This window comes from Agrococcus sp. UYP33 (assembly GCF_054060915.1).
Genome location: NZ_JBSSDR010000002.1, coordinates 467,046 through 483,268, shown reverse-complemented (window position 1 = coordinate 483,268; position 16,223 = coordinate 467,046). Strand labels below are relative to the sequence as shown.

The following is a 16,223-nucleotide window of genomic DNA, read 5'->3' as shown; positions in this document are numbered from 1 at the left end:
AGCCGCACGCGGGCCGGGCGCTCGGACGCCTCGTGCGTCAGGCGCGCCGGTCGCGCCGGAACGCGAGCGCGGTGCCCAGCATCCCGGTCAGCAGCAGCCCAGCGGCGAGCAGGATCGCCCACGCGCCGCGCGCCGTCGTCGCAGCGACAGCGGAGCCACCCGCGAGCGGCACCGCGGCGGCGAAGCCGGCGGCGAGGAGCACCGCCAGCACGAGGCACGGGATGCGCGCCGCACGCGGGCCGATCGTGCCGAGACCGAACCCGCCCAGCACGAGCGCGGCCGGCACGGCGATCGCGCCGCCGCCGATCCCGGTCGTCACGAGCGCGGTGAGCGCGCCCGGCTCCAGCATCGTCAACGCGGTGAACGCGAAGGGAGCGAAGCCGAGCAGCCACGCGCGCCCTCGCGTGCGGCGCGCGTGCGCGACGCCGATGCACGCGCCCGCGATCGCGCCCGGCAGCAGGATGGCGACGAGCGTCCACCACGTGAACGACGACCCCGGGCCCGCGATCGTCACCATGTACGCCCGCAGCGCCGCTGCCCACGTGAGCCCGACCAGCGCGCCGATCGCCGCAGCCGCGACGGGATGCGCGGCATGCGGCGGGCTCGCCGGCGTGGGCTCCACCACCGCATCGCGCATGTCGGCCTCCGCGAGCCGCCATCGGGGCGCCGCTCGGCGCCATCGTCCTCCCGCATCCGCGACCGGTCAACGGGCCAGCGTGGCTGCCGTCCCCGGCGTCGGCCGTCCGCTCAGCGCGGCAGCGCCACCGGCACACCGCGGTGCTGCGCGTGCTCGGCGATCGCGAGCGCGACGGATGCGAAGCGCTCCGGCCCGACGGGGAGCGTGAGGTCGTGCCAGCGGTCGCTGCCGTCGTGCAGCAGCACGCGCACCGAGCGCCGGCCGTCGCGCAGCCCGGACGAGCGGCCGGCGGTGCGGTCGAGCCCGCCGCGCACCGCGACGGCCATCCTGTGGCCGGGGTCGAGCTGCGCGACGCGGTTCGTGGGCGGCGGCGTGGGGCCGTCCGCGCGCACCTCGATGCTCGCGACCTGCTGCCACGCGACCAGCTCGCCCTCGGCGCCCGCGATGCCGGCGTCGTCGAGCAGCAGCAGCGGTCGCGGCGATCGCGCCCATCGCCGGATGCGGCGGAGCACGCCGAGCGCGGTGAGCGCGACCACGGCGCCGAGCAGCGCGAACATCGCGCCGAACCCCGTGCCCAGCACCGCCTCCGGCCTGCCCGGGTACTGCTGCTGGCTCGCGACCACCGTCCAGACGCCGAACGCGGTCACCCCGACGAACAGCGCCCCGGCGACCGCGAGCCCGAGCTGCTGCCGACCGGCGCGCCCCTCCTCGTAGGCCACCGCAGCGGGCCGGAGCGGGGGGAGGGGGCGATCGGGCAGCATGCGCCGAGGATGCCGCATGCCGCTGGACGTCAGCGGCGGGAGCCGCCGTAGGCTTGCGGGATGACCGCAGACGCACTCCGATTCGGCCTCTTCGTCCCGCAGGGCTGGCGCCTCGACCTCGTCGGCATCGACCCCGCCGAGCAGTGGGGGCGGATGCTCGACGTCGCCCAGCGCGCCGACGCCGGCGCGTGGGACTCCATCTGGGTCTACGACCACTTCCACACGACACCGCAGCCGACCGACGAGGCGACGCACGAGGCGTGGACGCTCATGGCCGCGCTCGCCGCGAGCACGTCGCGCGTGCGGCTCGGCCAGATGTGCACGTGCATGGGCTACCGCAACCCGGCGCTGCTCGCGAAGATCGCCGCGACCGTCGACCTCATCTCGGGCGGTCGGCTCGAGTTCGGCATCGGCGCCGGCTGGTACGAGCACGAGTGGCGCGCCTACGGCTACGGCTTCCCCGGCGTCGGCGACCGCATCTCGGCTCTCCGCGACGGCGTGCAGATCATCCAGCGGCTGTGGGCGGAGGGCGAGGCGACGCTCGAGTCGCAGACGTTCACCGTCGACGGCGCCATCTGCCGGCCGCAGCCGCTGCAGCGCGGCCGCGACGGCCGCCCCCGCATCCCCACCTGGATCGCCGGCGGCGGCGAGCAGCGCACGCTCCGCTACGCGGCGAAGTGGGCGGATGCCACGAACTTCGGCGGCAGCCCCGAGCAGTTCGCGCGGAAGCGCGACGTGCTGCTCGGCCACCTCGAGAAGGAGGGCCGCGACCCGGCGGAGGTGCGGCTGACGTCGAACCTCAACATCGTCGTGCGCGAGACGGAGGCCGAGGCCCGTCGCGTCGTCGACGAGGTGAACGCCCGGGCCGACTCGGCGATGCCGGCGGAGCACGCCGGCACCGGCTTCTCGACGCGCGGCGCCGTCGTCGGCACGCCGCAGCAGGTCGTCGACCACGTCGGCGCGCTGCGCGAGGCGGGGCTCGGCACGCTCATCGCCTACATGCCGGAGGTCGCGTTCGAGCAGGACGGCATCGAGCTGTTCGAGCGCGACGTGATGGCCGCGCTCGCGTAGATCCGGCCTCCGCGCCCCTAGGCTGTCGCCATGACTGACGCGAACGTCGGCGCCCCCTCGCGCCCGCAGACCGACATCGACCGCATCGCCGAGGACTACGTCCACCGGGCGGCGGCCCTCAACCCCGAGATCAACGTCTACGTCGGCCTCGAGGGCGACAAGGCCGGCTTCGGCGACTACTCCCCGGAGGGCCGCGCCGCCGGCGCCGCCCTCGCGCGCGAGACGCTCGCGAGCCTCGCGGCGGTCGAGCCCGCCGACGACATCGACTGGGTGACGAAGACCGACCTGTCGCGCGAGCTGCAGCTCGACCTCGACGTCGAGGCCTCCGGCTGGGGCGACCGCGACCTCAACAACCTCGCGAGCCCCGCCACGGGCATCCGCGACATCTTCGACCTCATGCCGACCGGCACCGAGGACGACTGGGCGACGGTCGCCGAGCGCATGCGCAACGTGCCGGCTGCGATCGACGGCTACATCGCGTCGCTGCGCAACGGCATCGCGACGGGCAGCACGCCCGCCGGCCGCCAGATCGAGAACGTCCTCGAGCAGTTCGCCGACTACCAGCCGGGCACCGGCTTCTTCCACGAGCTCGCCCAGTCGGCGAAGGCGGGTGACGCCGAGCTGCCCGAGTCGCTGCGCGGCGACCTCGCCGACGCGGCCGCCGTCGCCACCGAGGCGCACGACCGGCTCGCCACCTTCCTGCGCGGCGAGCTCGCCGCCTCCGCGAACCCGGTCGACGCGGTCGGCCGCGAGTTCTACTCGCTCATGTCGCGCCGCTTCCTGGGCGCCGACGTCGACCTCGACGAGACCTACGCGTGGGGCATCGAGGAGCTCGAGCGGATGCGCGACGAGCAGGAGGCGATCGCCCGCGAGATCAAGCCCGGCGCCACCGTGCAGGAGGCCATCGCCCACCTCGACGGCGACGCGAGCCGCAAGCTGCACGGCACCGACGCGCTCAAGGCGTGGATGCAGGAGACGAGCGACCGCGCGATCGAGGAGCTCGGCCGCACGCACTTCGACATCGCCGAGCCGATCCGCGCCCTCGAGTGCATGATCGCGCCGACGCAGACCGGCGGCATCTACTACACCGGCCCGGCCGACGACTTCTCGCGGCCCGGCCGCATGTGGTGGTCGGTGCCCGAGGGCGTCACCGAGTTCGACACCTGGCGCGAGCTGACGACCGTCTACCACGAGGGCGTCCCCGGCCACCACCTGCAGATCGCCCAGGCGACCTACAACCGCGGGCAGCTCAACCTCTGGCGCCGCGCGTTCGCCGGCACCTCGGGGCACGCCGAGGGCTGGGCCCTCTACGCCGAGCGCCTCATGCAGTCCCTCGGCTACCTCGACGACCCGGCCGACCGCCTCGGCATGCTCGACGGCCAGCGGATGCGCGCGGCGCGCGTCGTGCTCGACATCGGCGTGCACCTCGGCAAGCCGCGCCTCGACGGCACGGGGGAGTGGGACTTCGACTACGCCTTCGACTTCATGAAGTCGAACGTGAACATGAACGAGCCCTTCGTGCGCTTCGAGGTGAACCGCTACTTCGGCTGGCCGGGGCAGGCGCCGTCCTACAAGATCGGCCAGCGCATCTTCGAGCAGATCCGGGATGGCGCGAAGGAGGCGGAGGGCGACGCGTTCGACCTGAAGTCGTTCCACTCGCGCGTGCTGAACATCGGCGGCGTCGGACTCGACACGCTGCGCGGCGCCGTGCTCCGCGGGGCGTGACCGCGCTCGAGGTCGCCTCGGGCATGCGCGAGCCGGTCGAGCACTTCGACCAGCTCGCGCTGCTCGAGCGGGCGGCGCTCGGCGCCCACGCCGGCGAGCCGATCGCGGTGTGCGACCGCGCCCATGCCGAATCGCTGCGGCTGCGCGCGGAGGAGCCGGGACCGGCGCCGCGCGTGGGCCTCTGGCGGCGCCGGGCGGCCGAGCGCGAGCACGAGGCGAGCGTGGACGCGTGGCACGAGGCGCTCGACGCCCTGGAGGCCGAGACCGAGGCGGCGCTGGCCCGCTGGCGCTCGAGCTGCGCACCCGGGCTCGTCGAGGCCGCGACGGCGGATCGCGACGCCGCCATCCGGTCGCTCGCGGAGCGCGACCTCTTCGACCGCGCGCTCGCGGAGGGCTCGTGCGCCGAGCCGCTCGGCACGATGATGGTGCGCTCGGCGCTCGCCCACGACTGACGCGTCCCGGCGAGCTGCGGCCTCGCTTGTCGACCTGTGCGAACGCCGTGTAGAGTTGCCGGGTCACTCGTGTGGTGACGACCCCAATCCGAAGCGCTGGATGGGCATCCGCATGCCCATCGGCCCGAGACCACCAACAAGGCACCTTGAACTCTATGACCACTGCAACGACCACGGCTCCCAAGCAGGTCGCTGTGAACGACATCGGCTCGGCCGATGACTTCATGGCCGCCGTTGAGAAGACCCTGAAGTTCTTCAACGACGGCGACCTCATCGAGGGCACCGTCGTCAAGATCGACCGCGATGAGGTCCTTCTCGACGTCGGCTACAAGACCGAGGGCGTCATCCCCTCGCGCGAGCTCTCCATCAAGCACGACGTCGACCCTACGGAGGTCGTCGAGGTCGGCGACACCGTCGAGGCGCTCGTCCTCCAGAAGGAGGACAAGGAGGGTCGTCTGATCCTCTCCAAGAAGCGCGCGCAGTACGAGCGCGCCTGGGGCGACGTCGAGCGCATCAAGGACGAGGACGGCGTCGTCACCGGCACGGTCATCGAGGTGGTCAAGGGCGGTCTCATCGTCGACATCGGCCTCCGCGGCTTCCTGCCGGCCTCGCTCATCGAGCTGCGTCGCGTCCGCGACCTCACGCCGTACCTCGGCCAGGAGATCGAGGCGAAGATCCTCGAGCTCGACAAGAACCGCAACAACGTCGTGCTCTCGCGCCGTGCGCTGCTCGAGGAGACCCAGTCGGCCTCGCGCGGCCAGTTCCTGCAGTCGCTCCAGAAGGGCCAGGTCCGCAAGGGCGTCGTCTCGTCGATCGTCAACTTCGGTGCGTTCGTCGACCTGGGCGGCGTGGACGGCCTCGTGCACGTCTCCGAGCTCTCGTGGAAGCACATCGAGCACGCGTCGGAGGTCGTCGAGGTCGGCCAGGAGGTCACCGTCGAGATCCTCACGGTCGAGCTCGACCGCGAGCGCGTCTCGCTGTCGCTCAAGGCGACGCAGGAGGACCCGTGGCAGATCTTCGCGCGCACCCACGCCATCGGCCAGGTCGCGCCGGGCAAGGTCACGAAGCTCGTCACGTTCGGTGCCTTCGTCCGCGTCGCGGACGGCATCGAGGGCCTCGTGCACATCTCGGAGCTGTCGTCGAAGCACGTCGAGACGGCTGACCAGGTCGTCGCGGTCAACGACGAGGTCTTCGTGAAGATCATCGACATCGACCTCGAGCGCCGCCGCATCTCGCTCTCGCTCAAGCAGGCGAACGAGGGCGTCGACCCCGACGGCACCGACTTCGACCCCGCCCTCTACGGCATGCTCGCCGAGTACGACGAGCAGGGCAACTACAAGTTCCCGGAGGGCTTCGACCCCGAGACGAACGAGTGGAAGGAAGGCTTCGACGAGCAGCGCGAGGCCTGGGAGGCCGAGTACGCCGCAGCGCAGACGCGCTGGGAGGCGCACAAGGCGCAGGTCGCCGCGGCCCGCGACGCCGACGTGCACTCGAACGACGTGCCCTCGGGCGCATCGTCGTTCGGCGGCTCCTCGGAGGAGTCCGGCGCCGGCACGCTCGCCGACGACGAGGCCCTCGCCGCCCTCCGCGAGAAGCTCACCGGCTCGGCCGAGTAAGCACCGCACCACGACAGCGGGCCGCACCTCCGGGTGCGGCCCGCTTCGCGTTGCGGTGAGCATGGCAGGATCGGAGCATGCCTGCGTCTCCGTCGCTCCTGCACGCCCTCGACTACGCGGACCGCTGGCTCGCCTACCGCCGCTGGCGGCTTCGGATCCCTGGCGTGCAGGTCGCGGTGCGGATCGGCGGCGAGCTCGTGCTGGAGCGCGCGCACGGCGTCGCCGACGGGTCGACGGGGGAGGCTCTCACCCCCGCGCACCGGTTCCGCATCGCCTCGCACTCGAAGGCGCTCGCCGCCATCGCCACCATGCGGCTCGTCGACGACGGCAGGCTCCGGCTCGACGACGAGGCGCAGCTGCACGTGCCGGCGCTGCGCGGCACCGACGCCGGCGCCCTGCTGCTGCGCGAGCTGCTCTCGCACGGCGGCGGCGCGGTCCGCGACGGCGATGACGTCGCGTTCTGGCACCTCGAGGACGACTTCCCCGACGCCGACCGCCTGCTCGGGATCGCACGCGCCGGCGTCTCGCGCGTGCCGGCATCCACCGAGTTCAAGTACTCGAACATCGGCTTCGGCCTGCTCGGCCTCGTGATCGAGGCCGTCACCGGCCGGTCGTACGCCGACGCGATCGAGGCGCTGCTCGTCGAGCCGCTCGGGCTCGGCGCCACGAGCGCCGACCTCGGCACCGGCAGCGGACCGCTCGTCGCGGGCCACTCCGCGCTGCACTCGCACGAGGGCCGGGCCGTGCTCGGCAGCCCCTCGACCGGCGCGCTCGCCGCCGCGACCGGCGCCGTCGCGACCGCTGCGGAGCTCACCGACCTGCTCCGCACCGTCGCCGACGACGACGACCGGCTGCTGGACGCCGCGAGCCGGCGACGGATGCGGCAGCAGCTCTGGACGACCACCGGGCGCGACGGCGGCAGCGCCGGCTACGGCCTCGGGATGATGCTGCGCACGATCGACGGCCGCACGTGGGCGGGCCACGGCGGCGCCTGGACCGGGCAGGCGACGCGCACGCTCGTCGACGCCGAGCGCGACGTGGTGGTGACCGTGCTGACGAACGCGATCGATGGCCCCGCCGAGGAGCTGGCCGTCGGCGTCGCGCGCATCGTCGGGACGGCGCTCGACGCATCCTCGGCCTCCGACGGCGAGCTCGAGCTCGCGCGCTCGTTCGAGGGCGCGTTCGCGAGCATCTGGGGCCGCGTCGACGTCGTCGAGCTCGGCGGCCGGCTGCTCGCGATCGCGCCGACCGCGCCGGACCCGCTGCAGGCGGTGGACGTCCTCACGCCCGAGGGCGACGACCGCGTCCGCATCGAAGCCGCGACGGGCATGGGCTCCGGTCACGAGCACGCGATCGCCGAGCGCGACGACGACGGGCGCGTGGTCCGTTGGCGCGGCGCGTGGCGCATGGATGCCGTCGCACCCGTGCCCCAGGACGCGACGGCCTAGGGCTCCGCCGGCCCGTCGGTCGCCGGTCGCAGCTCCGCGCTGCGGCGGCGCCTCGCCCTGCGCCAGAGCGACCACCCGAGCACGCCGAGCAGCGCGAGCGCGACGAGCACGAGCACCGGCGCCACGATCGCGAGCAGCGAGAGGCCGATCGCGCCGACGTCCTCGATCGTCGAGACCACCGGCGCAGCCGTGCCCGCGGTCGCCACGTTCGCGGCCGGCCGCGTGAGCGACTTCACGGTGTGCACGCCGAGCGCGATCACCGCGCCGACCACGATCGGCACCCACTGGTTCGAGGCGAAGAACGCGGCCGGATCGGTGACGGCGACGGTGGAGGCCGTCGACGACGAGCCGAAGGCGAGGCCGCCCGCGGTCGGGCGCACGATCGACTGCAGCACGTCGTTCACGCTGTCGACGGCGGGGATCTTGTCGGCCACCACCTCGACCGCGAGCAGCACCGCGACGATGCCGAGCACCCAGCCGTTCGACAGCCATGCCCAGCCGTCGGGCAGCTGCATGGCATCCGGGAAGAAGCGGTTCGCGAGGCCGACGACGAGCAGCGGGATGTACGCGTTCATGCCCGCGGCCGCGGCGAGGCCCGTGCCTGTCAGGAACTCCAGCACGACGCCTCCCGTCCGCGGCCGTCGTGGCCGCCTGCGGCGATCGTAGCCGCGCGAGCCGAGCGTGCGCCGCGAACGGCCGCGCGCGCGGTACCGTCGTCCCATGGACGCGGCCGTGACGGTGAGTCGCACCGACGCGGTGCGCCCAGACCGCACTCGAGAGCGCGTCACCGCGGTCAACCAGCTGCTGCTCGCCGCCGCCTGCCTCGTGGCCTGCGGGCTCGTCGTCGTCGTGGGCGAGCTCGCCGCGGGGGACGTGCTCTTCGTCGGCATGCTGCTGCTGTTCGGCCTGACGGTGCTCGCCCTCGTCGTGCCGTGGAACCGCGTGCACCCGATCTGGGTCGGCGTCGTGCCGACCGGCGACCTGCTCGCCATCTTCCTGCTGCAGATCGGCGACCCGGACTCCGAGCTGTGGCTGCTGTGGATGGTGCCCGCGACGTGGCTCGCGACCGTCGGCGGCTGGCGCGGCCTCGTCGTCGGCGCGGGCGGCTCGTCGCTGCTGTTCTGGGCCGCGAGCATCATGCTCGAGCAGGAGGTCGACCCGGTGCACACGTACCTCGGGCCGCTCGTGCTCACCGCCGGGTCGATCGTCGCGTTCGTCGCCGCCCGGCGCGCGGCGGCGCAGCGCACGCTGCTCGACGAGCAGGCGACGTACCTCGACCACGCGGTCGAGCGCGCCAGGCGCCAGGAGGACGCGGTGAGCGAGGTGCTCGACGCCGTCGACTTCGGCGTCGTGCGGATCGGCGCGGACGGCTCCGTCTCGGTCGAGAACGACGCCCACCTGCGCCTCAACGCGTTCGACGACACGGCGGAGCTGTACGACGCCGACGGCGTGACGCCCGTCGAGCCCGGGCAGTCGCCCGCGGCACGAGCCCGGCGCGGCGAGGTGTTCGAGAACGTGCTGTGCTGGCAGGGGCCTCCCGGCGACAGCCGCCGTGCGCTGCAGTCGACCGTCCGTCGGCTCGTCGACGTCGACGGCGCCGACGTCGGCGCGATCCTCATCACGCGCGACGTCACCGCCGAGCAGCTCGCGGGCCAGATGCGCGACGAGCTCGTCGCCTCGGTCTCGCACGAGCTGCGCACGCCGCTCACGAGCGTGCTCGGGCACCTCGACCTCGCGCTCGACGGCGGCGACGTCGGCCCGCACGCCCGCCGCAGCCTCGAGATCGCCGAGCGCAACGCCTCCCGGCTGCTCGTCATCATCGGCGACGTGCTCGCGGCGACCGGCGACGGCCCTGGACGCTTCGACGTCCGCCTCGTCCGGGAGGACATCGCCCGCGTCGTGCAGGCGTCCGCCGAGGCGATGGAGCCGCGCGCGGCAGCGCGCAACATCCGCATCGACACGACCGGGATCGAGTCGGTCGAGGCCGACATCGACCCGATCCGCATCCGCCAGGTCGTCGACAACCTCGTCGGCAACGCGGTCAACTACCACACGGGTGACGGCCTCATCGAGGTCGGCGTGACCTCCGACGACAAGCACGCGTGGCTCGTCGTGCGTGACGACGGGCCCGGCATCGCCGAGGAGGCGCTGCCGCGGCTGTTCGAGCGCCGCTACCGCGCCGCGCCTGCTGGCAACATGGCCCCCGGGAACGGGCTCGGGCTCGCCATCAGCCGCGACCTCGTGCGCGCGCACGGCGGCGAGATCACCGTCCAGAGCGAGCCGGGCGGCGGGGCGACGTTCGTCGTCCGACTGCCGCTCATCCGGCGAGGAGCCGCAGCATGACCCTCGACGTCCCCACGATCCAGTTCCTCACCGCCATCGTCATGCATGTCGCCGGCGGCGTGTTCGTGCTCGAGACGATGCTGCGGAAGGACGACCGCGCCGGCCGGGTGTGGGCGCTCGGCTTCATCGGCGGCATGATCGCGACGGAGGCCTACATCGTGCGCGCGGTCAGCACCGACGCGTGGTGGCTCGTGGCGATCGGCAACGCCGCGTGGGTGGCCGCGCTCGGCCTGCTGTGGCTCGGCTGCCGGGTGTTCAACGGGCATCGCCTGCGACGGTCGGCGGTGGCCGTCATCGCCGCCTCAGCCGCGACCGTGGTCGTGGTGCTGCTCGAGACGCCGACCGAGGGCTGGTCGGCCTCGCCGCTCGTCTTCGGGGCGAACGCGCTGTTCTCGGCGCTGACGGCCTCCGAGGCCACGCGTGGCGCGATGCGCCGTACGCGCACGGCGCTCGGGCTCAGCGTGACGCTCGGGCTGGCCGCCGCCTTCCAGCTCACGCGGAGCCTCACCGCGCTCGCGCTCGGCACCGAGCACCCGGTGTTCCAGACCTGGCTCTCGGACGGCCTGGTCGGCATCGTCACCATCTCGCTCATCGTGATCGTGGTCGTGCTCACCTCGGTGCTGCGCGCCGAGCAGGTGCGCCTGCGCGGGACCGAGGACTCCACGCTCATGGCGATCGCGCCCGACGGGGTGCTGCTCGAGCCGTCGTTCGTCCGCGTGCTCGGCGGCCGGCTCATGCGCGCCAACCGACGGGCCGAGCTCTTCGCGGTGCTCGTGGTGAAGATCGACGCGCTGTCGCGCATCTCGACGGCGTTCGGCGCCGACGAGGCGGAGCACGTGCGCCAGGCCGCCAGGGCGGCCGTGCGGCGGCTGTCGCCGACGACGGCGGCGATGGGCACCGACGACGAGGGCAAGCTGCTGCTCGCGTTCCAGCCCAAGTCGCCCGCCGAGGCGCGGCAGCTCGCCGCGCGCATGCACCGCGCGATGCTCGACCAGCTGCGCACCGCCGGCGTGCCCGTCATCCCGCCGATCGGCATGGGGCTCAGCGTGACGAGCACGAGCGGGTACGACCGCGAGACGCTCCTCGACGCCGCGAGGGCGGCGGCGCGGCGCGCCATCGCGAGCGACGACGTGACGGTGGTGGTCGCCGGTGAGGACGACGACGCCGACAGCGCGGCGCGCGGCGATCAGGCGGTGCGGCGGTAGCCCACTCCGCGCACGGTCTCGATCCAGCGCGGCTCGGAGGGCGACTCGCCCAGCTTGCGGCGCAGGTTGGCGACGTGCACCTCGATGGCGCGCGCGTCGTGCTCGCTCAGGTAGTGGTCGGGCTCGCCGCGCTCCCCGCGCAGCATGCCGGCGAGCTGCAGCTTGCTCACGACGCGCCGGCCGGAGCCCAGCAGCATCCGCAGGATGTCGAACTCGCTGCGCGTCAGCTCGACCTCGGCGCCCTCGAGCTCCACGACGCGAGCGCCGGGCTCGAGGCGCAGGCCGCGGTGCTCGAGCGGGGCGGCGTCGGAGTCCTCGTCGAGCCACGGCGTCGAGCCGGGGGTCGTCGTGCTGGGGGCCGCCGTGCTGACCGGCGCGGTCGACAGCGAGACGTGCTCGGGCGCGGATGCCGGCACGGCGGCCTGCTGGTGGGCCGCGGAGGGGTGCGAGGAGGCGAGCGAGCGCGGTCGCCGCATCATCGCCTCGATCCTGGCGCGCAGCTCGCGCGGCCGGAACGGCTTGACGATGTAGTCGTCGGCACCGGTCTGCAGGCCGACGAGCGTGTCGATCTCGTCGCCGCGCGCCGTGATCATCACGAGGTACGCGGTGCTGATGCTGCGGATCTGCCGAGCGGTCTCGAAGCCGTCGATCCCGGGCATGTTGACGTCGACGGTCACCACGATCGGGTCGTGCTCGCGCACGAGCTCGACGCCGGTCGCGCCGTCGGCTGCCGTGTAGACGGCGAAGCCGCCCTGCGTCAGGACCTGCGCCAGCAGCTCCCGGATGTCCTCGCCATCCTCGATGACGACCGCGACGTCCTCGTGCATCACAACCCCACGTTCCCCACCGCGTGACACGGCGCATTGGGGGAGATCGTACCGTCGTCCGGCGACGTCGAGCGCATCTGCGGCCGCGCGGGCCTCACGCGGCCTTCGTCGAGCGCGCCCGCGGGGCGCCCCAGAGCAGCGCGGCGACGACGAGCAGTCCGAACGCGGAGAGCAGCGGCAGCCCCAGTCGCGGCTCGAGCACGGCCCTCGCGACGCCGCCGACGACCGGCACCCGGAGGGTCGGCTCCCACACCTGGGCGCCGACGATGTGCTCCGCGGCGATGCCCGGGCCGGCGTCGGTGCGGGCGAGGATCGACCACTGCCCGTCGGGCATCCGGGTGATCTCGAGGACGCGCTCGGTGACGAGCTGCGGCGCGCCCTCGGTGGGCAGGCTGATCACGTCGCCCGCCCGCAGCCCGTCGGTGGCGACGGGCGTCGAGATCACGAGGTCCCCGGTCAGGAAGGCCGGCCGCATGGCGTCGGAGCCGATCACCGAGGTGTGCGCGACGCCCGCGAGCGCCGCGCCCCACAGCGCGGCGGTCACGCCGGCGGCGATGCCGCTCAGCAGGAGCAGGGCGATGGCGATGCGTCGCATGGCGACCACGGCCCCTCCCATCCATCGGCGCGCGCCGCGGCGTCGAAGCGCGCTGCGGCGAGGCTACGACCGGCGCCTCAGCGCCCCGGGATGCCGCGCCCAAGGGGCGCGCGGGACTCGCTCAGGACCTGCCGTGCAAGACTCGTCGGCATGCCCCTCGTCGCGCTCACCGGCGGCATCGCGTCCGGCAAGTCCACGATCTCCGCCCGCCTCGCCGAGCGTGGCGCCGTCGTCATCGACGCCGACGCGGTGGTGCGCGAGCTGCAGCAGCCAGGCATGCCCGTGCTGCGCGCGATCGCGGACGAGTTCGGCGATCACCTGCTGCTGCCCGACGGCGCGCTCGACCGCGCGGCGCTCGGCGCCGTCGTGTTCGCCGACGATCGCGCCCGGCGCCGACTGAACGCCATCGTGCATCCCGCGGTCTCCGCAGAGTCCGGCCGCCGGTTCGCGGCAGCGCTCGCGGCGGACCCCGGCGCGGTCGTGGTCTACGACGTGCCGCTGCTCGTCGAGGCGCGTCCCGACGACCCGTGGGACCTCGTGGTCGTCGCGCACGCCCCCGAGGATGTGCGCGTGCGGCGGCTCGTCGAGCTGCGGGGGATGACCGAGCAGGATGCTCGCGCACGCGTCGCATCGCAGGCGAGCGACGAGCGCAGGCTCGCGATCGCCGACGTCGTCATCGAGACGGACGGCGAGCTCTCGACGACGCTCGCGCAGGCGGACGCGCTGTGGGAGCGGCTCTCGAGCGGCCGTGTGGGTGGGCGCTCGTAGGCTGGACCCATGGAACCGACCCGTGCCGTCCGGCCGTTCGAGGTCATCAGCGAGTACACCCCCTCTGGCGACCAGCCGAAGGCGATCCGCGAGCTGACCGAGGCGCTCGGCCGCGGCGAGACCGACGTGGTGCTGCTCGGCGCGACCGGCACCGGCAAGAGCGCGACGACCGCCTGGCTCGTCGAGCAGGTGCAGCGGCCCACGCTCGTGCTCGCGCACAACAAGACGCTCGCCGCACAGCTGGCGAACGAGTTCCGCGAGCTGCTGCCGAACAACGCCGTCGAGTACTTCGTCTCGTACTACGACTACTACCAGCCTGAGGCGTACATCCCGCAGACCGACACCTTCATCGAGAAGGACTCGTCGCTGAACGCCGAGGTCGAGCGGCTGCGGCACTCGGCGACGAACGCGCTGCTCTCGCGTCGGGACGTCATCGTCGTCTCGACCGTCTCGTGCATCTACGGCCTCGGCACCCCCGAGGAGTACCTCGAGGCGATGGTCGCGCTGCAGGTCGGCATGCGGATCGACCGCCAGGCGCTGCTCCGCCGCTTCGTCGCGATGCAGTACCAGCGCAACGACGTGGCCTTCACGCGCGGCACGTTCCGCGTGCGCGGCGACACGATCGAGATCATCCCGATGTACGAGGAGCACGCGATCCGGATCGAGCTCTTCGGCGACGAGATCGAGGCGCTGTCGACGCTGCACCCGCTCACCGGCGAGATCATCGAGACGCACGAGTCGGTCTCGATCTTCCCCGGCAGCCACTACGTGGCCGGCAACGAGCGCATGCAGAAGGCGATGGACCGCATCCGCGACGAGCTCGACGAGCGGCTCAAGGTGCTCGAGCGAGAGAGCCGGCTGCTCGAGGCGCAGCGGCTGCGCATGCGCACCACCTTCGACCTCGAGATGATGGAGCAGATCGGCTTCTGCTCCGGCATCGAGAACTACTCGCGCCACATCGACGGCCGTGAGGCGGGGGAGCCGCCGCACTGCCTGCTCGACTACTTCGCCGACGACTTCCTCGTCGTCATCGACGAGTCCCACGTCACCGTGCCGCAGATCGGCGCGATGTACGAGGGCGACGCGAGCCGCAAGCGCTCGCTCGTCGAGCACGGCTTCCGGCTGCCGAGCGCGCTCGACAACCGACCGCTGAAGTTCGACGAGTTCCTCGAGCGGACGCCGCAGAAGGTCTACCTCTCGGCGACGCCGGGCAAGTACGAGATGGGGCTCGCCGACACGGTGGTCGAGCAGATCATCCGCCCGACCGGCCTCGTCGACCCGAAGCTCGTCGTGAAGCCGACGAAGGGGCAGATCGACGACCTGCTCGAGGAGATCCGGGTGCGCGCGGAGCGCGACGAGCGCGTGCTCGTCACCACGCTCACGAAGAAGATGGCCGAGGAGCTGACGGAGTACTTCACCGAGGCGGGCGTGCGGGTGCGCTACCTGCACTCCGACGTCGACACGCTCCGCCGCGTCGAGCTGCTCACGCAGCTGCGCCAGGGGCTGTTCGACGTGCTCGTCGGCATCAACCTGCTGCGCGAGGGCCTCGACCTGCCCGAGGTGTCGCTCGTATCGATCCTCGACGCCGACAAGGAGGGCTTCCTGCGCTCCTCGACGTCGCTCATCCAGACGATCGGCCGCGCGGCCCGCAACGTCTCGGGCGAGGTGCACATGTACGCCGACCGGATCACCGACTCGATGCGCCTGGCGATCGACGAGACCGACCGGCGCCGCGCGGTGCAGGTCGCCTACAACCTTGAGCACGGCATCGACCCGACGCCGCTCCGCCGCCGCATCGCCGACATCACCGACGTGCTCAACCGCGAGCAGGCCGACACCGACGACCTGCTGCAGGGCACGCGCCGCGGTGCGCCGACGCCCCGGCTCGCTCGGGACCGCTCGGCGATGGACGGGCCCACGCAGCTCGAGTCGATCATCGCCGACCTGTCGGCGCAGATGACCGAGGCGGCGGGCGAGCTGAAGTTCGAGCTCGCGGCGCGCATCCGCGACGAGCTGCACGACCTCAAGCGCGACCTGCGGCAGATGCGCGCGGCCAGCTAGCGGGCTACGCGCGCCCCATCCGCGCGTACGCGCCCAGCACGCGCCGCTCGGACTCCGTGAGGTAGCGCTCGAGCTCGTCCGCGGCTGCCTCCGGGCCGTCGCCGACGAGCGCCTCGAGCACCGCGCGGTTGCGCGCGACGAACGGGCGGTGCAGCGACTCCGGGTCGTCGATGGCGAGGAACGCGAGCCGCAGCTCGGCCGCGAGGTGCCCGTGCGACCGCTCGAGACGCGGGCTGTCGGAGAGCGCCATGAGGGCGCGGTGGAAGGCCATGTTGGCGGTGCCGACGGTCGCCCAGTCGCCCAGCTCGAACGCCGCCTCGGCGCGCTCGAGCGCGGCGCGCATGTCGGCGACGCCCGGGTGCAGGGCTGAGGCGCCGCGCAGCACGCCGCACTCGAGGAGGCGCCGGGCGCGGTAGATGTCGACGACGTCGGCGGTGCTCGGGGAGGCGACCGAGACGCCACGGTGCGGCACGTGCTCGACGAGCCCGTGCTGCGCGAGCACGCGGAAGGCCTCGCGGAGGGTGTTGCGCGAGACGTCGAGCCGGGCGGCGACCGAGGCCTCCGACAGCCGCGCGCCGGGCGCGAACTCGCCGGCGATGATCTGCTCGCGCAGGGCATCCGCCAGCGTCGTCGAGGGCTCGGTCATGCCTCGAGCGTAGGGCCGAGCGCAACACGACCGAAACACGGCGGACCCACATTGTTCAACAATCGATG

Annotated in this window: 15 protein-coding genes; 9 read left to right on the top strand and 6 right to left on the bottom strand. The window is 73.2% G+C overall.

The genetic code is table 11. The features are described from left to right. Positions 1-37 precede the first annotated feature (37 nt). On the bottom strand, positions 38-637 hold the full coding sequence (locus ACVWW9_RS12635) for a hypothetical protein (RefSeq protein ID WP_456515798.1): 600 nt from the start codon (positions 635-637) through the stop codon (positions 38-40). Between the two features lie 110 nt (positions 638-747). Further along, entirely contained in the window at positions 748-1,398 is a 651-nt protein-coding gene (locus ACVWW9_RS12630) for a hypothetical protein (RefSeq protein WP_456515797.1), read from the bottom strand. 60 nt (positions 1,399-1,458) lie between these two features. On the opposite strand from ACVWW9_RS12630, the gene ACVWW9_RS12625 reads away from it, so the two are divergent. The 5 genes from ACVWW9_RS12625 (at position 1,459) to ACVWW9_RS12605 (ending at position 7,710) form a co-directional block, all read left to right on the top strand. Further along, complete coding sequence (locus ACVWW9_RS12625; protein WP_456515796.1) at positions 1,459-2,469, top strand: LLM class F420-dependent oxidoreductase; 1,011 nt, start codon at positions 1,459-1,461, stop codon at positions 2,467-2,469. A 30-nt stretch (positions 2,470-2,499) separates the two neighbouring features. Beyond that, on the top strand, positions 2,500-4,194 hold the full coding sequence (locus ACVWW9_RS12620) for a DUF885 domain-containing protein (RefSeq protein ID WP_456515795.1): 1,695 nt from the start codon (positions 2,500-2,502) through the stop codon (positions 4,192-4,194). Further along, positions 4,191-4,646, top strand: coding sequence for a hypothetical protein (locus ACVWW9_RS12615; protein WP_456515794.1), 456 nt, complete (start codon positions 4,191-4,193; stop codon positions 4,644-4,646). Before ACVWW9_RS12620 ends, ACVWW9_RS12615 begins: the two co-directional genes overlap by 4 nt. Before the next feature lie 155 nt (positions 4,647-4,801). Continuing rightward, positions 4,802-6,262, top strand: coding sequence for a 30S ribosomal protein S1 (gene rpsA / locus ACVWW9_RS12610; RefSeq protein WP_123697946.1), 1,461 nt, complete (start codon positions 4,802-4,804; stop codon positions 6,260-6,262). A 77-nt stretch (positions 6,263-6,339) separates the two neighbouring features. Further along, positions 6,340-7,710 carry a serine hydrolase domain-containing protein gene (locus ACVWW9_RS12605; RefSeq protein WP_456515793.1) on the top strand — a complete coding sequence of 457 codons (1,371 nt, stop codon included), beginning with the start codon at positions 6,340-6,342 and terminating at the stop codon, positions 7,708-7,710. Here ACVWW9_RS12605 and ACVWW9_RS12600 read toward each other — a convergent pair. Next, the gene (locus tag ACVWW9_RS12600; RefSeq protein ID WP_456515792.1) at positions 7,707-8,330 is read right to left on the bottom strand and encodes a DUF4126 domain-containing protein; all 624 of its coding nucleotides are present in this window, start codon (positions 8,328-8,330) and stop codon (positions 7,707-7,709) included. The two genes, ACVWW9_RS12605 and ACVWW9_RS12600, sit on opposite strands and share 4 nt — an antisense overlap. Positions 8,331-8,430: 100 nt before the next feature. Here ACVWW9_RS12600 and ACVWW9_RS12595 point away from each other — a divergent pair, with 100 nt between their 5' ends. After that, entirely contained in the window at positions 8,431-10,053 is a 1,623-nt protein-coding gene (locus ACVWW9_RS12595; RefSeq protein ID WP_354260646.1) for a sensor histidine kinase, read from the top strand. Further along, the gene (locus ACVWW9_RS12590; RefSeq protein WP_354260648.1) at positions 10,050-11,258 is read left to right on the top strand and encodes a diguanylate cyclase domain-containing protein; all 1,209 of its coding nucleotides are present in this window, start codon (positions 10,050-10,052) and stop codon (positions 11,256-11,258) included. Before ACVWW9_RS12595 ends, ACVWW9_RS12590 begins: the two co-directional genes overlap by 4 nt. On the opposite strand, the gene ACVWW9_RS12585 is transcribed toward ACVWW9_RS12590, so the two are convergent. Together ACVWW9_RS12585 and ACVWW9_RS12580 are read right to left on the bottom strand one after the other, a co-directional pair. Further along, positions 11,240-12,085: a response regulator transcription factor gene (locus tag ACVWW9_RS12585; RefSeq protein ID WP_456515791.1), complete on the bottom strand. Its 846-nt coding sequence runs from the start codon at positions 12,083-12,085 to the stop codon at positions 11,240-11,242. The genes ACVWW9_RS12590 and ACVWW9_RS12585 overlap by 19 nt on opposite strands. Before the next feature lie 94 nt (positions 12,086-12,179). After that, positions 12,180-12,680 (bottom strand): hypothetical protein, encoded by a 501-nt coding sequence (locus ACVWW9_RS12580; protein WP_456515790.1) that lies wholly within the window; start codon positions 12,678-12,680, stop codon positions 12,180-12,182. Between the two features lie 150 nt (positions 12,681-12,830). Between ACVWW9_RS12580 and coaE the strand changes: the two genes are divergently transcribed. Then, positions 12,831-13,448: a dephospho-CoA kinase gene (gene coaE / locus ACVWW9_RS12575; protein ID WP_456515789.1), complete on the top strand. Its 618-nt coding sequence runs from the start codon at positions 12,831-12,833 to the stop codon at positions 13,446-13,448. 9 nt (positions 13,449-13,457) lie between these two features. Next, positions 13,458-15,509 (top strand): excinuclease ABC subunit UvrB, encoded by a 2,052-nt coding sequence (gene uvrB / locus ACVWW9_RS12570; protein ID WP_354260655.1) that lies wholly within the window; start codon positions 13,458-13,460, stop codon positions 15,507-15,509. A 4-nt stretch (positions 15,510-15,513) separates the two neighbouring features. Here the strand turns inward: uvrB and ACVWW9_RS12565 are convergent, their stop codons facing one another. Next, the gene (locus ACVWW9_RS12565; RefSeq protein WP_456515788.1) at positions 15,514-16,155 is read right to left on the bottom strand and encodes a GntR family transcriptional regulator; all 642 of its coding nucleotides are present in this window, start codon (positions 16,153-16,155) and stop codon (positions 15,514-15,516) included. Between the last annotated feature and the right edge of the window lie 68 nt (positions 16,156-16,223).